At 35.9% G+C, this 18,830-nt stretch carries 14 protein-coding genes and 1 pseudogene; 10 read left to right on the top strand and 5 right to left on the bottom strand.

Annotation, left to right across the window (positions count from 1 at the left end; all coding sequences use genetic code 11):
- Positions 1-52: 52 nt before the first annotated feature.
- Entirely contained in the window at positions 53-910 is an 858-nt protein-coding gene (locus J3U42_RS10235; RefSeq protein WP_267336392.1) for a heme/hemin ABC transporter substrate-binding protein, read from the bottom strand.
- Positions 911-1,169: 259 nt separating this feature from the next.
- On the opposite strand from J3U42_RS10235, the pseudogene hutW reads away from it, so the two are divergent.
- The 7 genes and pseudogenes from hutW to J3U42_RS10270 all read left to right on the top strand — a co-directional run.
- Positions 1,170-2,474, top strand: a pseudogene (hutW, locus tag J3U42_RS10240) (heme anaerobic degradation radical SAM methyltransferase ChuW/HutW); the annotation flags it as partial.
- Positions 2,475-2,599: 125 nt separating this feature from the next.
- Complete coding sequence (gene hutX / locus J3U42_RS10245; protein WP_220219443.1) at positions 2,600-3,100, top strand: heme utilization cystosolic carrier protein HutX; 501 nt, start codon at positions 2,600-2,602, stop codon at positions 3,098-3,100.
- A gap of 14 nt (positions 3,101-3,114) precedes the next feature.
- Positions 3,115-3,753, top strand: coding sequence for an NAD(P)H-binding protein (locus tag J3U42_RS10250; RefSeq protein ID WP_267336394.1), 639 nt, complete (start codon positions 3,115-3,117; stop codon positions 3,751-3,753).
- Between the two features lie 65 nt (positions 3,754-3,818).
- Positions 3,819-4,781 carry a FecCD family ABC transporter permease gene (locus tag J3U42_RS10255; RefSeq protein ID WP_220219631.1) on the top strand — a complete coding sequence of 321 codons (963 nt, stop codon included), beginning with the start codon at positions 3,819-3,821 and terminating at the stop codon, positions 4,779-4,781.
- Between the two features lie 3 nt (positions 4,782-4,784).
- Positions 4,785-5,570: a heme ABC transporter ATP-binding protein gene (locus tag J3U42_RS10260; protein ID WP_220219445.1), complete on the top strand. Its 786-nt coding sequence runs from the start codon at positions 4,785-4,787 to the stop codon at positions 5,568-5,570.
- Positions 5,571-5,660: 90 nt separating this feature from the next.
- Complete coding sequence (gene zntB, locus J3U42_RS10265; protein ID WP_267328530.1) at positions 5,661-6,662, top strand: zinc transporter ZntB; 1,002 nt, start codon at positions 5,661-5,663, stop codon at positions 6,660-6,662.
- Between the two features lie 624 nt (positions 6,663-7,286).
- The gene (locus tag J3U42_RS10270) at positions 7,287-9,179 is read left to right on the top strand and encodes a DNA topoisomerase III (protein ID WP_267336395.1); all 1,893 of its coding nucleotides are present in this window, start codon (positions 7,287-7,289) and stop codon (positions 9,177-9,179) included.
- Positions 9,180-9,284: 105 nt separating this feature from the next.
- On the opposite strand, the gene J3U42_RS10275 is transcribed toward J3U42_RS10270, so the two are convergent.
- Positions 9,285-10,040, bottom strand: coding sequence for a hypothetical protein (locus J3U42_RS10275; RefSeq protein ID WP_267336396.1), 756 nt, complete (start codon positions 10,038-10,040; stop codon positions 9,285-9,287).
- Between the two features lie 700 nt (positions 10,041-10,740).
- Here J3U42_RS10275 and mgtA point away from each other — a divergent pair.
- A complete protein-coding gene (gene mgtA / locus J3U42_RS10280; protein ID WP_267336397.1) occupies positions 10,741-13,449 on the top strand; it encodes a magnesium-translocating P-type ATPase in 2,709 nt (902 codons plus the stop codon).
- 453 nt (positions 13,450-13,902) lie between these two features.
- Here mgtA and J3U42_RS10285 read toward each other — a convergent pair whose 3' ends face one another.
- Entirely contained in the window at positions 13,903-14,118 is a 216-nt protein-coding gene (locus J3U42_RS10285) for a YdcH family protein (protein WP_220219450.1), read from the bottom strand.
- Positions 14,119-14,227: 109 nt separating this feature from the next.
- Here J3U42_RS10285 and J3U42_RS10290 point away from each other — a divergent pair, with 109 nt between their 5' ends.
- A complete protein-coding gene (locus J3U42_RS10290; RefSeq protein ID WP_267336398.1) occupies positions 14,228-15,754 on the top strand; it encodes a helicase HerA-like C-terminal domain-containing protein in 1,527 nt (508 codons plus the stop codon).
- Positions 15,755-15,802: 48 nt separating this feature from the next.
- Positions 15,803-16,888 carry an AI-2E family transporter gene (locus J3U42_RS10295; protein ID WP_220219452.1) on the top strand — a complete coding sequence of 362 codons (1,086 nt, stop codon included), beginning with the start codon at positions 15,803-15,805 and terminating at the stop codon, positions 16,886-16,888.
- 39 nt (positions 16,889-16,927) lie between these two features.
- Here the strand turns inward: J3U42_RS10295 and bcp are convergent, their stop codons facing one another.
- A complete protein-coding gene (bcp, locus tag J3U42_RS10300; RefSeq protein WP_220219453.1) occupies positions 16,928-17,404 on the bottom strand; it encodes a thioredoxin-dependent thiol peroxidase in 477 nt (158 codons plus the stop codon).
- A 70-nt stretch (positions 17,405-17,474) separates the two neighbouring features.
- Positions 17,475-18,767 (bottom strand): glutamate-1-semialdehyde 2,1-aminomutase, encoded by a 1,293-nt coding sequence (gene hemL, locus J3U42_RS10305; RefSeq protein ID WP_267336399.1) that lies wholly within the window; start codon positions 18,765-18,767, stop codon positions 17,475-17,477.
- Positions 18,768-18,830: the final 63 nt, after the last annotated feature.

The following is an 18,830-nucleotide window of genomic DNA, read 5'->3' on the forward strand; positions in this document are numbered from 1 at the left end:
CAATTGCTTCTTTAACTAATTGATATAATTATTTTTTAAAATCCGATTGTGGTTATTTATTTTCAGAGTAAAAACTTGCATAAAGTATTTTGGTCACCTCATCAATACGGGGGCCGATACCGAATAAATAGCTATCATCTATCGTCACTATGCGATGATTTTTAAAAGCCGATGTTTCGGTAATACCGGGAATGGTGTTAACTTTATCAAGTCCACCTAACTGGCTAATTGAATGACTGTTTAACAAAATAACTTCGGGATTCATAGCAATTAATGATTCAGCGGTATAACTTTTAAAGCTATTATGTTTTGCCAGATTTTCACCACCCGCAATTTCAATTAACGCATCTGCTGTTGTATTTTTACCTGCGACAGAATTGGTGCCTCCCATGCTCATTAGGAACAGTACTTTGGCTTTTTGAGGATGAGTTGTAATTTTGCCTTGGATTTGTGCTAAGTTGGTTTTTATCTTATTGGTTAATTGTTGTCCTTCGGTTTGTTTATTGAGCTTTGCCGAAATTTTTTCAATATTTTCATATAACAACTCAATAGTGCCCGGAACTCGCTTCAATGGCAAAACATCAACCTTAGCTTGGCTTACTTGGCTGATAATGTTATCAGGCTCGGCATCCTCTAAAGTAATAAAAAGGGTAGGATTTAATGACAAGATACCTTCAATATTCAATAATTTCCAATATCCGATTTGCGGAAGTTGCTTCGCTTTTTCGGGGTAGCTACTGGTTTTATCCACCCCAACAACTTGATCTCCCGCACCTAAAGCAAATACTATCTCTGTGAGGGATCCTCCTGCAACAACAATTCTTTCATTAGCAAAGCTATGGTTGATTAAACTGTTGAAGCTTAAAATTAACAAAAATAGACTAATTTTTGCCATTATTTTATTCTTCATTACTTGTTTTCCATGTAGTTATGACTTCAGATAGAATCCATAATATAGTGAAAATGATAACTATTATCAACACAATTATAATGATATCCTAATGTTAATTATTTTTCAAAAAAGTCATTAAAAAGTTAACAGATTTGCTTTTCTTACAAAAAATAATAAATTAATTATCAATATATTATGAAATTCACTAATAAAAAATATTGATAAATGATAATAATTATTATTTAATTTGCAAAGATTATTTATAAGAATGGCTGTTATGAAATCATTAGATGTAAGTGCGTATTACGCTTCAAATTCTGTTTTACCGTTTAAAAATCGTTGGGCTGTAATGCCTCTTCAAGCAAGTTTACCAGTACCACCTCATGAGATAGAAAATACATGGAATAACCTTCAAAAATCCAATCTTGCAGGCCGAAAACGTCTGATTTATATACATATCCCTTTTTGTGATATCCATTGCCAATTTTGTGGTTTTTATCAAAACCCATTGCGTAAATTCAATACTGAAACATATGTCGATTATTTATTAAAAGAAATTGCACTTGAAATTAATAATCCCGCAATACAATCAGCTCCGATCCATGCTGTTTATTTTGGTGGTGGTACACCATCTGCATTAGCTGCCGGGCAACTAGCGCGGGTGATTGGTTATTTAAAACAGAATGCGCCATTAGCCCCCGATTGTGAGATAACGGTTGAAGGGCGGATTTCAGATTTTGATGATGAACGAATTGATAGTTATATTGAGGCTGGTGCCAATCGATTCTCAATTGGCATTCAAACATTTAATACTGAAATAAGACAAAGATTAGGTCGCCAATCGTCTGAACAACAAATTATTGAAGGGTTTAAACGCATTGCTTCACGTGATAGCGTGGCCTTAGTCTGTGATTTAATGTTTGGTTTACCAAATCAAACAACAGAGAGCTGGCAACGTGATTTAGAGATTGCAGATAGTCTACCACTTGACGGCGTTGATCTTTACTCTCTAAACCTTTTACCTACCACACCACTGGCTAAAGGGGTAGAAAATAACCGAATCGTGTTGCCTTCTATTACGGATAAATGTGATTTTTATTTGCAAGGCGCTAATTATCTGGCTAAACAGGGATGGACACATTTAACCAATGCCCATTGGGCTAAAACCAGTCGCGAAAGAAATTTATATAATTTTCTGATAAAACAAGGCTCACATTTTTTTGCTTTTGGATCATGTGCAGGTGGAAAATTAGCAGGACAATCATTTATGATTCAGCGTGATTTAAACCAGTATTATGCACAGCTCGATCAAGGTAAAAAGCCGCTGATGATGTTAACCGGTAAACCCTTAATCGGCTCATGGTTATATCAATTACAAGCAGGAATTGAAAAAGGTCGGGTTGATTTAACCCAGTTAACCGATAAAGTGGAATTATTCGATCCATTAATCAAACAGTGGCATCAAAATGGTCTGTTACAAAATGAAGATCACTGCTTACGGCTAACGTTATCCGGTCGTTTTTGGTCAAGTAACCTGTTACAGGCTTTACAGCAATTGTTATTACAACTGAATAATCCGGAACATATCGAATTGCAACAAAAAATGGCGCAGGCCAAACAATCAATGCAAGCGGGGCAGGGTATGCCTAAGTTTCATTCGCATAAACAGAACATCGAAACAACATCACACAATTAAAGGATATTACAATGGTCGATAAAAAAACGCATTTAGATAATCTTGCAACTTATATGCAATCAAATCCTGAAGAGTTATTAGAAAAAATTGCACAAGATTTTCAAGTTCCGTTAGCACAAGTAATTCAAGCTCTACCAGATGCTAAAATTGTTGATGGTAGCCACTTTGATACAATTTGGGCTGAGGTTGCCACATGGGGCGATGTGCTATTTTTAATCCATAATGGCGATATTATTGCTGAAATCTCCGGCGAATTACCACCGGGAACACACAGTCAAAAATATTTCAATTTACGTCACCAAAAAGGATTAAGTGGCCATATTAAAGCCGAACATTGTCAGCATATTGCTTTTATTGAACGCAGCTTTATGAAAATGTCTACCGCATCAATGATTTTCCTTAATCATTATGGACAAGCAATGTTTAAAATTTTTGTTGGTCGAGATGAAAAACATCAATTGAAAGCTGACCAATTAGAAAAATTCAGAGCTTTAGCTAAAAACATTAACTAATTATTAAAAATCACATGAAAACATTACTAATATTTGGCGTTAGCCCAAAGCATGGAACAGGTTATCAAGTTTCTCAATTAGTTAAACAACGCTATGACAAATGGCGTTGTATTGCGTTAGTGAGAGATGCGGCTTTTGCAGAACAATTGTCTCAACAAGGAATCGAAACTTATGTTGGTGATGCAACCGATGTTGAACTGGTTAGCGACCTTTGTCAAAAAGCAGGTACCGATTCTACAATTGTCTCAACCTTAGGGGGTGAAACCGGTAATTATATTGCTCAGCGAGTCATTATTGATTGCGCTCAACAAGCAGGCATAAAACAGATGGTTTTAGTCACTTCGCTTGGTTGTGGCGATTCATGGTCAACCTTATCTTCACGTGCAAAACAAGCATTTGGTAATGCCGTTCGGGAAAAATCACTAGCTGAAGTTTGGTTACAAACCAGTGCGCTTAATTTCTTAATTTTAAGACCAGGTGGACTCCGTGACGGTGAAATAACAGGGCAAGGGCAATGTTATTTTCAACAAGAAGTTCATGGATTTGTATACCGTAAAGAGCTAGCAAGAATAATTATTGATAAAATTGCTAATCAACAACTTGATAATTGCGCTTATAGTGTTGTAGATCCCACTTTAACAGTTAGTTCTTAGTATTTATAAAAAGCCTGAAATATTACAAATGGAGTTCATCTGTGCGCAATTCTAGTCATCGATCAATGTTATGGGGTTTATCTGCCATACTTTTGATTTTAATTATTTATTCTGCAAATTCAGGTGCATTAAAGTTACCTGTGTTTCAATTGGCTAGTCTGTCATTTGATGATCCATTATGGAATATTTGGTGTAATATTCGGCTACCAAGAATTATTTTAGCAGTAATTGTCGGCATGGCATTAGCAACGTCTGGTGCGGTCATGCAAGGGTTATTTAGAAACCCATTGGCTGATTCAGGTTTGTTAGGTATTAGTAGTGGTGCCAGCTTAATGGTTGGATTATCAATACTGTTTCCGACAATTTTTCCACCGATCATGATGCTATATGGCAAAATGGTTGCCGCATTTTTAGGTAGCCTATTTATTTGTCTTTTAATTTATCTTTATAGCCTACAAGAGCAATGTAACTTAGCCAAAATGGTGTTATTAGGCGTTGCCATTAATGCCATTATTGGCGCTGTAATGGGATGCTTGAGTTATATCAGTGACGAATCTCAATTGCGACAACTTTCATTATGGTCAATGGGGCATTTAGGTAAAGGTTCTTGGGATTTGGTATTAGTTGCCATGTCATTAATTGTTCCTGCGCTAATCTGTATTTTTAAGCTATCTCATCAACTCAATATATTGCAGCTGGGTGATGAAGATGCTCACTATTTAGGAATTAATGTCCAGCGTATAAAACGTTATTTACTATTGCTATGCGCAGTACTAATTGGTACGGCGGTTGCAGTAAGTGGCATTATTGCCTTTGTTGGATTAGTTGTGCCACACATGATCCGTTTGCGAATTGGCGCAAATCATCAATGGTTACTGCCCGGTTCAGCCTTGGGCGGTGCCTGTTTATTATTACTTGCCGATACGTTAGCAAGAACACTGGTTGCCCCAATTGAGATACCGGTTGGATTATTTACCAGTTTAATTGGTGGTCCTTATTTCCTTTGGCTTATCTTGAGGCATAAATAACCGATGAACTATGATATATTATGCGCTAAAAACCTAACATTTGGTTATGGCGAACGAATGATAATTAATGATGTGTCTTTAGATATCAAGGCAGGTGAAATTGTCATTATAATTGGCCCTAATGGCGCAGGAAAATCAACGTTATTACGTCTGTTAACCGGATATCAAAAGCCTTCATCTGGTCAATGCTATTTACAAAATAAACCATTATCACAATGGTCAACCAAAGCGTTAGCAAAAATAAGAACTGTCATGCTTCAACAAAGCCAATTAACCTTTCCATTTAAAGTAAGGGAGGTGATTGCAATGGGCCGAGCGCCATACGGAAAAGCCAATTTTAATGAAGCAATTGAAGATGCCATGCGCCAAACCGATTGCATATCATTAGCCGATCGGGATTATCGCGGTTTATCCGGCGGAGAACAACAACGGGTACAGCTAGCAAGAGTATTAGTACAGTTGTGGCAACCCGAACCTAGCGAAAAAATTCTCTTTTTAGATGAGCCGACTTCAGCACTGGATTTATATCATCAACAACACACATTGCGCTTATTAAAACGGCTTGCTAAGGAACAAAAATTAGCAGTATGTTGTATTTTACATGATCTTAATTTAGCGGCTTTGTATGCCGATAAAATTATATTGCTCAATCAAGGTAAAATTGTAGAACAAGGCACACCGGCAGAAGTGCTAACAGAGAAAAATATTAATCATTGGTATGGGGTAGAATTAGGGATTTTTTCACATCCGAATAATTCTGCTGTACCACAAGTGTATTTAAACCCCTAATGAGATCAAAAATTATTGGCATTGATTGCTAGCTCCATTTTCGTTCAAAATCAGTATATAATAATAAAAACTTAAAAAATGGGGCTAATGATGACTAACGATAACGATGAAAGTTCAGTTTTAGTTTCAAAATTGCTAGCAGCGGAGCCTGTTTTTTGTTGTCAATTAGATGGAAAAGGTAAAGCTTTAGCGTTAACCGCGAACAGTAAAGCAACGACCCAACAGCCTTGCTGGATCCATTTAGATTTTGCTAAACCACAAACCATTAAATGGATAAACAGCACAAATTTAATTCCAAATATTGTCAAAAACGAATTAATCAAACCGAATCAAATCCCAAAAGAAATACGCTTTGATTCGGGTATTTTGGTGGTGTTAAAAGGGGTGAATTTTACCCCGAACGAATTACCTGATCCTATCGTAACTTTTCGCTTCTTTATTACTGATAACTTAATCATATCAACCAGACATCAGCAAATCGAAGCTATTTTCCAATTAAAAGATAATTTAGAAAAAGGTATCGGACCGGTTGATGTTGCAGACTGGTTAATACAGATTTCAGAACTAATTAGTGATCAAGTAAATTTATCATTCGACAGTGTCCATAATAAAATTATTAAACTTGAGGATTTAGTATTAAATCAGCGTATCTTTTCGCATAAAGAAATTGGTCGGGTGCGAAAACAGTTAATTGTATTACGAAGATTGTTATCGCCCCAGCGAGACATTTTCGTTAAAATCTCAACCGAACGAATATCTTGGATCGACGATAATGATCGGCAACGGTTGCATGATATCTCTAATCAACAAAGCCACTATGTCTCAGATATCGACAGCTGTTTATTGCGTTTAGCATCTATTATGGAACAAATTAATAGCTTTTTGGCTGAATCGACTAATAAACGCATCTATTTAATGTCGCTCTTTACCATTATTTTTACACCGATAACTTTTATCACAAGCCTGCTTGGGGTAAATTTGGCCGGTATTCCATTTAGTGAACACCAATGGTCATTTATAGGACTAATATTGCTCCTGTTAATCATTAGTATTGTATCGGCGATTTGGCTCAAATTTAAAAAATGGTGGTAATCATTGTTATTTTTCTTTAACCAAATTAGATTGTAATTTTATGAAGTTTTGAAAAATCCCTTTATAAAATTTTATTCACCAATAGGCATTAATTTTTAATTCAAACTAATTGGCAAGGAAGCCTTAAAAAACAGTAACATTGTTTAAATGAATATCGACATACTCACTCTTTTAGACAGTGACTGATTATTTTTATTTAAAGCCCAAAATAGAAACTCAAAAAAGCCTGATGTCATCGATTAAATCAATGATTAAAAATGATTATCAACAAATTATCGGGCTTGAATAGGCGAAAGAGTTATGTAACAATTCACCGTCTTAGGCAGAATTTGCAATATTGGGAAAGGATTGACTATTTTGAAGGATAATATTATTGCTACTGGTGCATTATTTTATTTCGCCTATAACCGTTGTATCGACCATAAAATTAACGCCATAAAGTTTCAAATACGATATAAACTTGCTTTAATTGGTTTCACTCAGCGCATTATTTGGTCTGCTAGGTCAAATATCAGCTTGCCGGGATAGGTATTATCCGGTTTTTTATAGAACAAATAAGGTGATAGCTTTGCTAAATCCTAACGTGCTTAAACTGTCTAACATTAATGATTTATACTAATAATTATGCAATCAAATCAATCCTATCGTCTTTTTATTGCTGAAAAACCTAGTCTGGCAAGGGCTATTGCGGATGTATTGCCAAAACCTCATCAAAAAGGGAATGGCTTTATCAAAGCCGGCAATGGTGATATTGTCAGTTGGTGTATTGGGCATTTACTTGAACAAGCGACGCCAGAGGTTTATGACCAACGTTATAAAAAGTGGCAAGTTAATGATCTACCAATTGTCCCTGAAAAATGGATATTAATGCCAAAAAGCAACACTGCAAAACAGTTTAATATTTTAGTTGATCTGATCAAATCAGCTGATCAGATTGTTCACGCGGGTGACCCGGATAGAGAAGGGCAACTACTGGTGGATGAGGTACTAAATTACTGTAAGCTACCCGATACGAAACGTAAATCAATCCAGCGCTGTCTTATCAGTGATTTAAATGCTAGTGCGGTTGAAAAATCATTACAACAGTTACGAAGTAATCAAGAGTTTATTCCACTGTCCACTTCGGCTTTAGCGAGAGCGAGAGCCGATTGGCTTTATGGTATAAATATGAGCCGTGTTTGTACAATTGTAGGGCAAAAAAGTGGGTATCGAGGCGTATTATCAATTGGACGTGTTCAAACTCCTATTTTGGGTTTAGTTGTTCGGCGTGATATCGATATTGAACAATTTGTCCCAAAACCATTTTATGAAGTTTATGCTGTTTTAGAAACTGAGCATAATGAAAAGTTCAAGGCAAAATGGCAACCTAGCGAAGCTTGTGCACCTTATCAAGATGAAGAAGGGCGAGTTCTGGTTAAAGCATTAGCAGAAAATGTCTGTCAAAGAATTATCAATCAAACAGGCACTGTTGAAAAAGTGAGTAACAAAAAGAAAGAGCTTGCACCACCTTTGCCATTTAACCTTTCTGCCTTACAGATCGAAATGGCGAAAAAAAATGGCTTAAGTGCACAAGATGTGCTCGATATTTGCCAAGCGTTATATGAAAAACATAAATTAATCACCTATCCCAGATCGGATTGCCGGTTTTTACCGCAAGAACATATTGATCAAATTAATGGGGTAAAATCTGCGATTGAAAACAATTGTCCTGAGCTAAAAACGGCTATTGATAATGCTGATTTTACCTTACGTACTAAAACATGGAATGATAAAAAAGTTGAGGCGCACCATGCAATTATCCCTACCTTGCGCAAAGCAAGAATGGAAAACCTCACTGAAAATGAAAAGGCGGTTTATCAAGTTATCGCCACCCAATATCTGGCACAGTTTTATCCGGCTTATAAATATGCTGAATTACAAATTGATGTTGATATTGTCGGTGGAAAATTTATCTCCAAAACTAACCAAATGCTTGATGAAGGTTGGAAAGTCTTGTTTCGTAGCAAAAACTATCAAAACGACAATGATAATCCAAATAATGAATCGAGCGGAGTGTTAACTAAACTGGTAAAAAAAGGCGAGTCAGTGCAGTGTGTTGATACCGAACTGTTAAGCAAAGAAACCCAACCACCAAAACCATTTACCGATGCTACCTTACTTTCTGCAATGACAGGGATTGCGCGCTTTGTTAAAGATCCCGAAATAAAGAAAATATTACGTGAAACAGACGGCTTAGGCACCGAAGCGACCAGAGCGGGAATAATTGAACTGCTATTTAAAAGGCAATTTTTAACCAGACAAGGTAAAACAATTCGATCAACACCCGTTGGTCGCAATCTTATTTTGTCATTGCCAGAGATGATGTCTATGCCGGATATGACTGCCCATTGGGAGATGCAACTTGATGAGATCAGCAAAAAAGAGTTCTCTTATCAACAGTTTATGCATCAACTCAATATTTCACTTTTGTCACTGATTGGGCAGTTAAAAAACTCAAGATTGAAAATTGGTAACTGATCCCCATATTAAAAAAGGATAACAAAGTAGCTTATCTTTAACTCCGTTATCCTTGTTTATTTAACTAGTTTTTGTATTAATCTTATTTTGCAAAAAATAATAAATTTATTGATTGTCTTGTTCTTGTTCTTGTTCGTGCTCTTGTTTTGTGTCTTGTTCTTGTTTATTGTCTTTTTCTTTGTTTTCTTCGCCTTTCACTTTTAACTTATCTAAATTTATTGTGACAGTTTGATTTGATTTTGGAAGCATTTCGGATAACACGTTATTGGCACGTGTTAAAAAAGAACGATCTTTAAGAATCAATCGATAGATATTAAGTCGTTTGAAAGGTCCGGATGCAAACTGTGCTAATATAATCATGATGATAAAGATAGCTAAAATAGCAATAATGACATTAACAATCTTATGTGAACCAAAAATAGTAAAAAGGTTAGAGATGATCACAAAAACACCAAAGAATGATGCAACTAGAATTAGGATTATCTCTTTTATCAACAATGGATTAATGGGATTAATTTTGTTGTTTTTAATGCTAAAGTATTGGGTTAGCAAATTGAGCTGAGTAAGTTCAATAATATTATTGATATCAGCATTGACTAGCGAGATAGCAATACGCTCTTTATTAATGTTACCCACATCAAAAAAACAGACTTTTTCCCAAAGTAGTTTCCTTTTAATATTATTTAAGTAATCTTTTTGATATTTGGGTTGAGGGGCTTTTTCTAAAATATCTGTGTACTTAATAAGGTTATCAAAGTAGTTGATCGTACGGCGTTTACTAAAAATAAAAGCGATTAGCGAAAGTACAAAAATGATAAATAAGTTGAACCAATTATCTGTAAGTAATTCGTTTAGTTCCATTGTTAATTCCCAAATAAATCGTTATATGACAATTGTAACTGAAATTAAGTAAAACTTGTAATGATTCTGTCATGAAAGCTTGTATTATCTAACTATAAGTGCTGTTTTTAAGCAAATGCTTCTACATTTTTATTTAATTGGTTGACTTCTTACGTTCAAAGGCGTATAACTTGCACGCCTTCGAGCTTTTCTTACTTTTTTAACGATGACGGTGGTTAAAAATGAGGGTTAAGAAAAGTTGAAATCCAAGGCGTAGAGTTCAATTTACAGGAGAAATATGGACACTCATTCGGGTCACCCCATTTGCGGGGGCGATAAATTCAATCAAATCATTGTCGGTTAATGAACCTGTCTAAATAATCATTTTTTCAGTTCACAAGCCGAGATTGATAAAAACGGTAACGGTGAACGATATGCAATTTTGTACACGCTATCACACAAACTCAAAACTTAAATGCGCACAAACTTTAATGCTGTGTATTTTACATCTATCACAAAAACAATTAGAACCGCCGAGTTGTATCTAATTCTTAATTAATTATTTCATTAAATTAATTGTATGTGCAGCAATAGCGTACATCGCTAGTTTTGCTTTGCATTTAATTTAGATTAATTACCCATTTCGATTACTCATTGTTGTCACCTCAACGATGAGCAGGATTTTTTTATCTAAAAATAAGATTAGATATAGGTACGCAAGATGATTAAAAACACATCAAAAGTTAAAGCAGAAAACAATTTAGGGGTTAAAGCACTCGATGAAGCTCAAAATAGCTTAGAAACTATTTTAGCTAAATTTCAGTCAAGCCTGTCCGGATTGACGCAAGAAAATGCTCAAGCTCGCATTGAAACATATGGCAAAAATGAAGTTGCCAGAGAAAAAGTCCCAAGTGCTTTTATGCAGTTACTTATGGCATTTAATAATCCCTTTATATTTGTTTTACTTGTATTAGCTATCGTAAGCTTTGTGACGGATTATTGGTTACCACTACAAAAAGGTGAAGAAACCGATGTTACAGGTATTTTTATTATTTTAATAATGGTTACCCTTAGTGGATTATTAAGATTTTGGCAGGAGTTCAGATCAAACAAAGCGGCTGAAGCATTGAAATCTATGATTCGTACAACGGCAACTGTGTTAAGACGACCGCATAAAGATATGAACCCTGAACGCTATGAAGTACCACTTAATGAGATAGTACCGGGTGATATTGTCTATTTATCTGCCGGAGATATGATACCGGCTGATATTCGATTAATCGAGTCACGCGATCTATTTGTTAGCCAAGCAGTATTAACAGGTGAATCTATACCCGTTGAAAAATATGACACATTGGGAGCGGTGACACAAAAAACATCTGATGAAGTTAATTCATCTGAAATATCAAAAGATAATATACTTGATGTCAATAATGTCTGTTTTATGGGCACAAATGTGGTGAGTGGTACAGCAACGGCTATTGTTGTGGCAACCGGCTCTGATACCCATTTTGGATCATTAGCTAAATCGATTGTTGGCTCTCGCGCTGAGACCTCATTCGATCGAGGGGTAAATAGTGTAAGTTGGTTACTTATCCGTTTTATGCTCGTTATGGTACCGATTGTGCTTTTAATTAATGGATTTACCAAAGGTGACTGGGGCGAAGCTGCGCTATTTGCACTTGCTGTTGCGGTTGGTTTAACACCTGAAATGTTACCAATGATTGTCAGTGCCAATCTAGCTAAAGGTGCAGTTGGAATGGCAAAACGTAAAGTCGTTGTTAAACGTTTAAATGCGATACAAAACTTTGGCGCCATGGACATTTTATGTACTGATAAAACCGGTACATTAACACAAGATAAAATTATCTTAGAACATCATCTAGATATCAACGGACAATTAGATCCAAGCGTATTAGAGCTTGCATGGTTAAATAGCTATTATCAAAGCGGCATGAAAAACTTAATGGATAAAGCTATCATCCGTTTTGCTAACGAAAAGACCAACGTCAAAAAAGTAGGTGTTGGACTATACAAAAAAATCGACGAGTTACCGTTTGACTTTGTTCGACGTCGCTTGTCTGTCGTTGTACAAAATGGCGGGGACAACCATTTAATGATCTGTAAAGGCGCCGTTGAAGAGATGCTTTCAATATCCAGTTACGTTTATGAAAATGGTCAATATCTACCATTAAACGAAGAACGTAAACAAGCGTTAATTGAACTTGCGCATAATTACAATCGAGATGGTTTTAGAGTGTTAGCCGTTGGTGTGAAAGATATCGATGGTCATGATGCTAAAGACCAATACAGTGTTCAAGATGAAAAAGCGTTAGCAATTCGTGGTTTCCTTACTTTCCTCGATCCACCGAAAGAGAGTGCTTACGAGGCTATATCTGCATTAAATGAACATGGTGTTGGGGTAAAAGTGTTAACAGGTGATAATGAAATTATCACAATTAAAGTATGCCGTGAAGTAGGACTTGAACCAGGCGTACCACTGTTAGGCGCTGAAATTGAGAAAATGGATGATGCTCAACTTAAAGAGCAAATTGAACAGCGCACGATTTTTGCTAAATTAACACCGTTACAAAAATCACGCATTATACGTTTATTACAAGAAAATGGTCATACAGTAGGTTTTTTAGGCGACGGTATTAATGATGCACCGGCATTAAGAGATGCTGATGTGGGAATATCGGTCGATACCGCAACCGATATCGCCAAAGAATCGGCCGATATTATCCTGCTGGAAAAAAGCTTAATGGTTTTAGAACAAGGCGTGGTTTGTGGTCGTGAAACCTTTGGTAATATCATGAAGTACTTAAATATGACGGCAAGTTCTAACTTTGGAAATATTTTCTCAGTGTTAGTTGCCAGTGCTTTTTTACCATTTTTACCAATGTTGGCGATTCATCTATTAATTCAAAACCTCTTGTATGATATTTCACAACTATCATTACCATGGGACAAAATGGATGATGAGTTTTTACAAAAACCACGTAAATGGGATGCACAAAATATCAAAAGATTTATGATTTGGATTGGTCCAACATCCTCTATTTTTGATATTACTACTTATGCGTTAATGTGGTTTGTATTTGGTGCAAATAGTGTTGAAGCACAATCGCTATTCCATTCCGGGTGGTTTATCGAAGGTTTATTGTCACAAACATTAGTTGTACATATGTTACGGACCCAAAAAATTCCATTTATTCAAAGTACCGCTGCTTTCCCGGTCATTGTGATGACAATGCTAATTATGGCAGTAGGGATCTATATTCCGTTCTCACCAATGGGAAGTCTGATTGGTCTTGAACCGTTGCCATGGTCCTATTTCCCATGGTTGATCGCCACTTTACTCAGTTATTGTGTTGTGGCTCAATTGATGAAACGAATTTATATTAAACGTTTCGGACAATGGTTCTAAATACTGTGAAACATTAGGTAAGTGACATGGTTGCTTACCTAAATAAACTTAAATATATCAAAAAACGAGGTTTTATGTTAAAGTTATCTTAACTTACAAAAAGATAATTTTTGATTACGACCCGACAAGTTTTAAGCACAAATCAAAACTAATTGCTTTGTAGCTTACTATTTTCATCTATAACAATAACGATAAAAGGAATCAAAAATGAAAACACCACATAAAAATTTAATCGTACTCATTAAAAATCGCAAACAAAGAAAAGCGCAAGAGAAACGTATTAAATAATCAGTTAAAATTTATATTTTATTATATTAATGATTAAAAAACCCCTGATGTGGGGTTTTTTAAATATCAACAAAGTCAATTAAACATAAACCAGTTTTCACTCTATTTAATGCACGAATAAACTTTACTATAATGGTGGGTGCATTATTACAATAAACAAACCTTCTATGATGAGGCTTTTTTCAGTATTTCATAGAGCTGATCTTTCAATTTAAGCTTAAGCTTTTTTAGCGTCTCAATCGATTCAGATGTATCAACAGCAATGCCAGATTCAATATTTTTAATTTTTTGATCCAGTTCATTATGTTCAGCAAACAGTTTTTGAAAACGTAAATCAGTATTTTTTAATTTAGAAATTAAATCGCGGTATTCAGGAAACATAGCTACTCCTTAATCAGGTGAGTGAAAATAATAACATTAGCAGTTATTACTGTTTCAGCTTACAATATTCTCAATTGTTTTAATAGCAATTTTTATGAGGATTTAACCCATGAGTGAATCAATTGTTATTGCCAAAAGTAATGGCAAAGATCTTTATATTCTTGCTTCATTAGCTAACCGTCATGGTTTAATTACCGGTGCAACTGGTACAGGTAAAACGGTGACTTTGCAAAAAATGGCTGAGAGTTTTTCACAAATTGGCGTTCCTGTTTTTTTAGCTGATGTAAAAGGCGATCTAACCGGCATTGGCTTAAAAGGTGAATTAACCGAAAAATTGCAATCTCGGTTAGAAAACATTGGCGTTAAAGATTGGTCTCCTATTGCATCGCCTATTGCATTATGGGATGTTTTTGGTGAAAAAGGGATACCTGTTCGTAGTACGGTGTCTGATATTGGCCCGGTGTTACTGGCTCGATTATTAAATCTTAATGATATACAATCCGGCGTTTTACAACTGGTATTTAAAATTGCTGACGATAATGGCTTATTATTGATCGATTTTAAAGATCTACGCACACTCGTTCAATTTGTCGGCGATAATGCTAAAAAATTCATAACTCAATACGGTAATATCTCCTCATCATCAATTGGTGCTATCCAACGGGGCTTATTGACCCTTGAACAAGAGGGCGCAGAATATTTCTTAGGCGAACCAATGTTAGATATCGCCGATTTGCTGCAAGTGGATGCACAAGGTCATGGTGTTATCAATATACTGGCAGCTGACAAGTTATATAATTCACCAAAATTATATTCGGTGTTCTTACTATGGTTACTTTCCGAACTGTTTGAACATCTGCCAGAAGTAGGCGATTTGGATAAACCGAAATTGGTATTCTTTTTTGATGAAGCCCACCTGCTATTTAATGATATTTCACCGGCTTTATTAGAAAAAATTGAACAAGTTGTTCGTTTAATTCGTTCAAAAGGCGTTGGCGTCTATTTTGCTACCCAAAATCCGACCGATATCCCCGATACTGTACTTGGGCAGTTAGGCAATCGAGTACAACACGCCTTACGTGCCTTCACCCCTAAAGATCAAAAAATAGTTAAAGTTGCAGCGCAAACTATGCGGACTAATCCAAATTTCGATACCGAAAAAGCCATAATGGACTTAGGTGTTGGTGAAGCTTTAATCTCGTTTCTCGATGAAAAAGGGCGCCCCAATATGGTTGAACGTGGATTTATTATTGCCCCGGGCTCAAAAATGGGACCAATGCCTTTAGATGACCAATTAGCTATTATTCATCAATCGCCATTTTATAATAAATATTCGCAAACGATTGATCGTCAATCCGCTTACGAAAAAATTAAGGATGGATTTAACGTTAACGGAGTTGCTAACGCGAATACTAATGAACCAAATACCAATGCTGATGAGGCTAACACCGATCAACAGAACAATCATGGTGGTGTGGTCGATTTTCTTCGTTCGCTATTTTTTGGTTGGAATGGCCCAAAAGGTGGGCAACATGACGGCGTTGTTCAACAAGTAGCCAAAAGCGCAACCAGACAGATAATAAATAATGTTGGTCGGCAAATTAGTCGTGGTATATTAGGCGGCATAAAAAAATAAAGATAATTAAATAATAATAAAAATTATTTACAAAATAGGAGTTTGTAGATGTTTAAAATGTTTATGCAATGGTATAAAAAACGATTTAGCGATCCCCATGTTGTATCGTTAATGTTTGTTATCCTGATTTTATTTTTTATAATCTACTTCTTTCATAAAATTCTTTTGCCCGTTCTAATTGCTATCGTGTTGTCATATCTACTTGATAGACCGGTCAATTATTTACATAAAAAGAATATACCACGCACGTTTGCAGTCATCATTGTTTTATTAGTATTTGTGATGCTGGTGTTAGCTGGATTTATGATTTTAGTTCCCTTAATTTGGCAACAAAGTATCAGCTTAATCACCAATATCCCTAACATGCTTAATTTTGTTAATAACTTACTGACCTCGCTACCGGAACACTATCCGGAACTGATTGATGTAGGATTGTTTGATTCAATTATTCAAGGTATCACCAGTAAATTTGTCCAAACCGGTAATTCGCTTTTACAATTTTCAATTGTTTCTTTGTTTAGCTTAGTTTCAGTCGCGATTAATGCTGTTTTAATCCCAATTATTATGTTTTTCTTACTGAAAGATAAAACTAAAATTTGGGGTTACTGCTCAGTGATATTGCCAAAAAATAGAACAGTTTTAAATAAAGTTGCTTCTGAAATGGATATGCAAATATCAAATTATATCGTCGGTAATGTTTTACATATCCTTATTTTAACCATTAGCGTTTATATTCCGTTTTGGTATTTTGGGCTGGATTATGGCTTGTTATTGGCTGTGGGCGTTGGTTTATCAGTTTTAATCCCTTATATCGGAATTATTATTTCCAGTATTCCGGTCGTTTTAATCGCCTTGTTCCAATGGGGGCTGACTGCTCAATTTGGCTATTTAATGTTCTTCTATGTGCTTATTCAAGCTTTAGACGGTAATTTATTAGTACCTTATCTCTTCTCGGAAAAACTTAATTTGCACCCATTAGTGATCATTTTAGCGGTAATTATTTTTGGTGGTTTGTGGGGATTTTGGGGGGTCTTTTTCGCAATACCGTTAGCGACATTAGTAAAAGCCATTATTAATGCTTGGCCAAATCCTGAAGAAATCCATAAGATTAATCAAAAAATAAAAGCAGATTAGTGGGCTAATCTGCTTTATCATTCGTGATGCAATAAGATGCTATTTTGCGTGCGATTTAAGATAATCTAACACAACGGTATGATGATCAGCGGTTTTAAAATTGTCGAAGACTTTTTCTATTTTACCGTCTTTACCAATTAAAAAACTGATTCGATGAATACCGTCATAGGTTTTCCCCATGAATTCCTTTTCCCCCCAAGTACCAAATGCTTGACAGACTTCATGATTTTCATCTGAAAGAAGGGTAAAGTTTAATAACTCTTTATCTGCAAAACGTGACAACTTTTCCGGTTTATCGGTACTAATGCCAATAACAACGACATCATATTTTTTCAATTCATCAGAACTGTCACGTAAATTACAAGCCTGAATAGTACAACCAGGCGTCATAGCTTTGGGATAAAAATAGATTAAAATACGTTGACCTTTAAAATCTTTAGAACTTATTAGCTCCCCATCTTGATCTGGTAAAGAAAATTGAGGTGCTTTTTCACCTTCTTTTAGTGGATTAACCATAAATTATTACCTATGTTAATAGTTTAAAATTTTAATCTCTATTTGGTATTAAAAACTCTGTGTCATTAATTCATTTAATATTACTAAAAAAACGACTTGCCGCATCAATGGTGTGATTAATTTCTCTATCTGTATGCATAAGTGACATGAAACCTGCTTCAAATGCTGAAGGAGCAAAATAAACACCCTCAGATAGCATATGATGATAGAATTTTTTGAATATTTCAACATTACATTGCATAACATCTTGATAACAGGTTACTTCTAAAGCAGTTGTAAAGAATAAGCCAAACATACCGCCCACATGATTGGTTACTAATGGTATATTATGTTTCCGGGCGACATCTGACAGCCCGTTAACCAGTGATGCTGTTTTATCCGCTAATTGTTGATAAATCCCCACATCGTTCAATTTGTTTAAAGTTGCATATCCCGCAGCCATTGCTACCGGATTGCCGGAAAGGGTGCCGGCTTGATAGATTGGACCTGTCGGCGCTAATTGTTGCATTATTTCCGCTCGACCGCCAAATGCGCCAACTGGCATTCCTCCACCAATAATTTTGCCTAAACAGGTTAAATCCGGGGTGATATCGTAATACTCTTGCGCTCCGCCTAATGCAACTCTAAATCCTGTCATCACTTCATCAATAATTAACAAAGCGCCATATTTGTCACATAACGATCGCAAACCATGTAAAAATTCTTTTTTGGCCGGTACGCAGTTCATATTACCGGCTACTGGCTCAATAATGATGGCTGCAATATCATCCGGATGTTGTTCAAATTGGCGCTCGACGGAGGCTAAATCATTATAATCACAAACTAAAGTATGTTTAACAAAATCATGCGGAACACCTGGCGATGTTGGATGACCAAAGGTAAGGGCGCCGGAACCGGCCTTAACTAATAAATAATCCGCATGACCATGATAGCAGCCTTCAAATTTGATAATTTTATCTCGACCGGTAAAACCACGAGCAACGCGAATTGCGCTCATGGTGGCTTCTGTACCGGAGTTGACCATACGTAACATCTCAATTGACGGCATTAACTGGGTGACAAGATCAGCAACCTTTGTTTCAATTTCCGTGGGGGCGCCATAGCTCAGACCTTGATGAACAGCCTTAATAACTGCGTTAGCCACATCCGGATCATTGTGACCTAAAATCATTGGACCCCAAGAGCCGACATAATCAATATAGGCTTTTTCATCGACATCATAAATATAAGCACCGTCAGCCCGCTCAATAAATATTGGCGTACCACCAACACCGTTAAAAGCCCGAACTGGCGAATTTACACCGCCCGGCATAAAGGATAATGCTTGATGATAAAGCTTTTCAGATTTTAAAGTATTTTGCATGATATTGGCATTCTCTAAAGAAAAGGTTGATGTATTTATTCATAAAATTGAATTTAATTCAAG

It is taken from the genome of Gilliamella sp. B2923 (assembly GCF_026536565.1).
In the GTDB taxonomy this organism is placed as follows: Bacteria; Pseudomonadota; Gammaproteobacteria; order Enterobacterales; family Orbaceae; genus Gilliamella.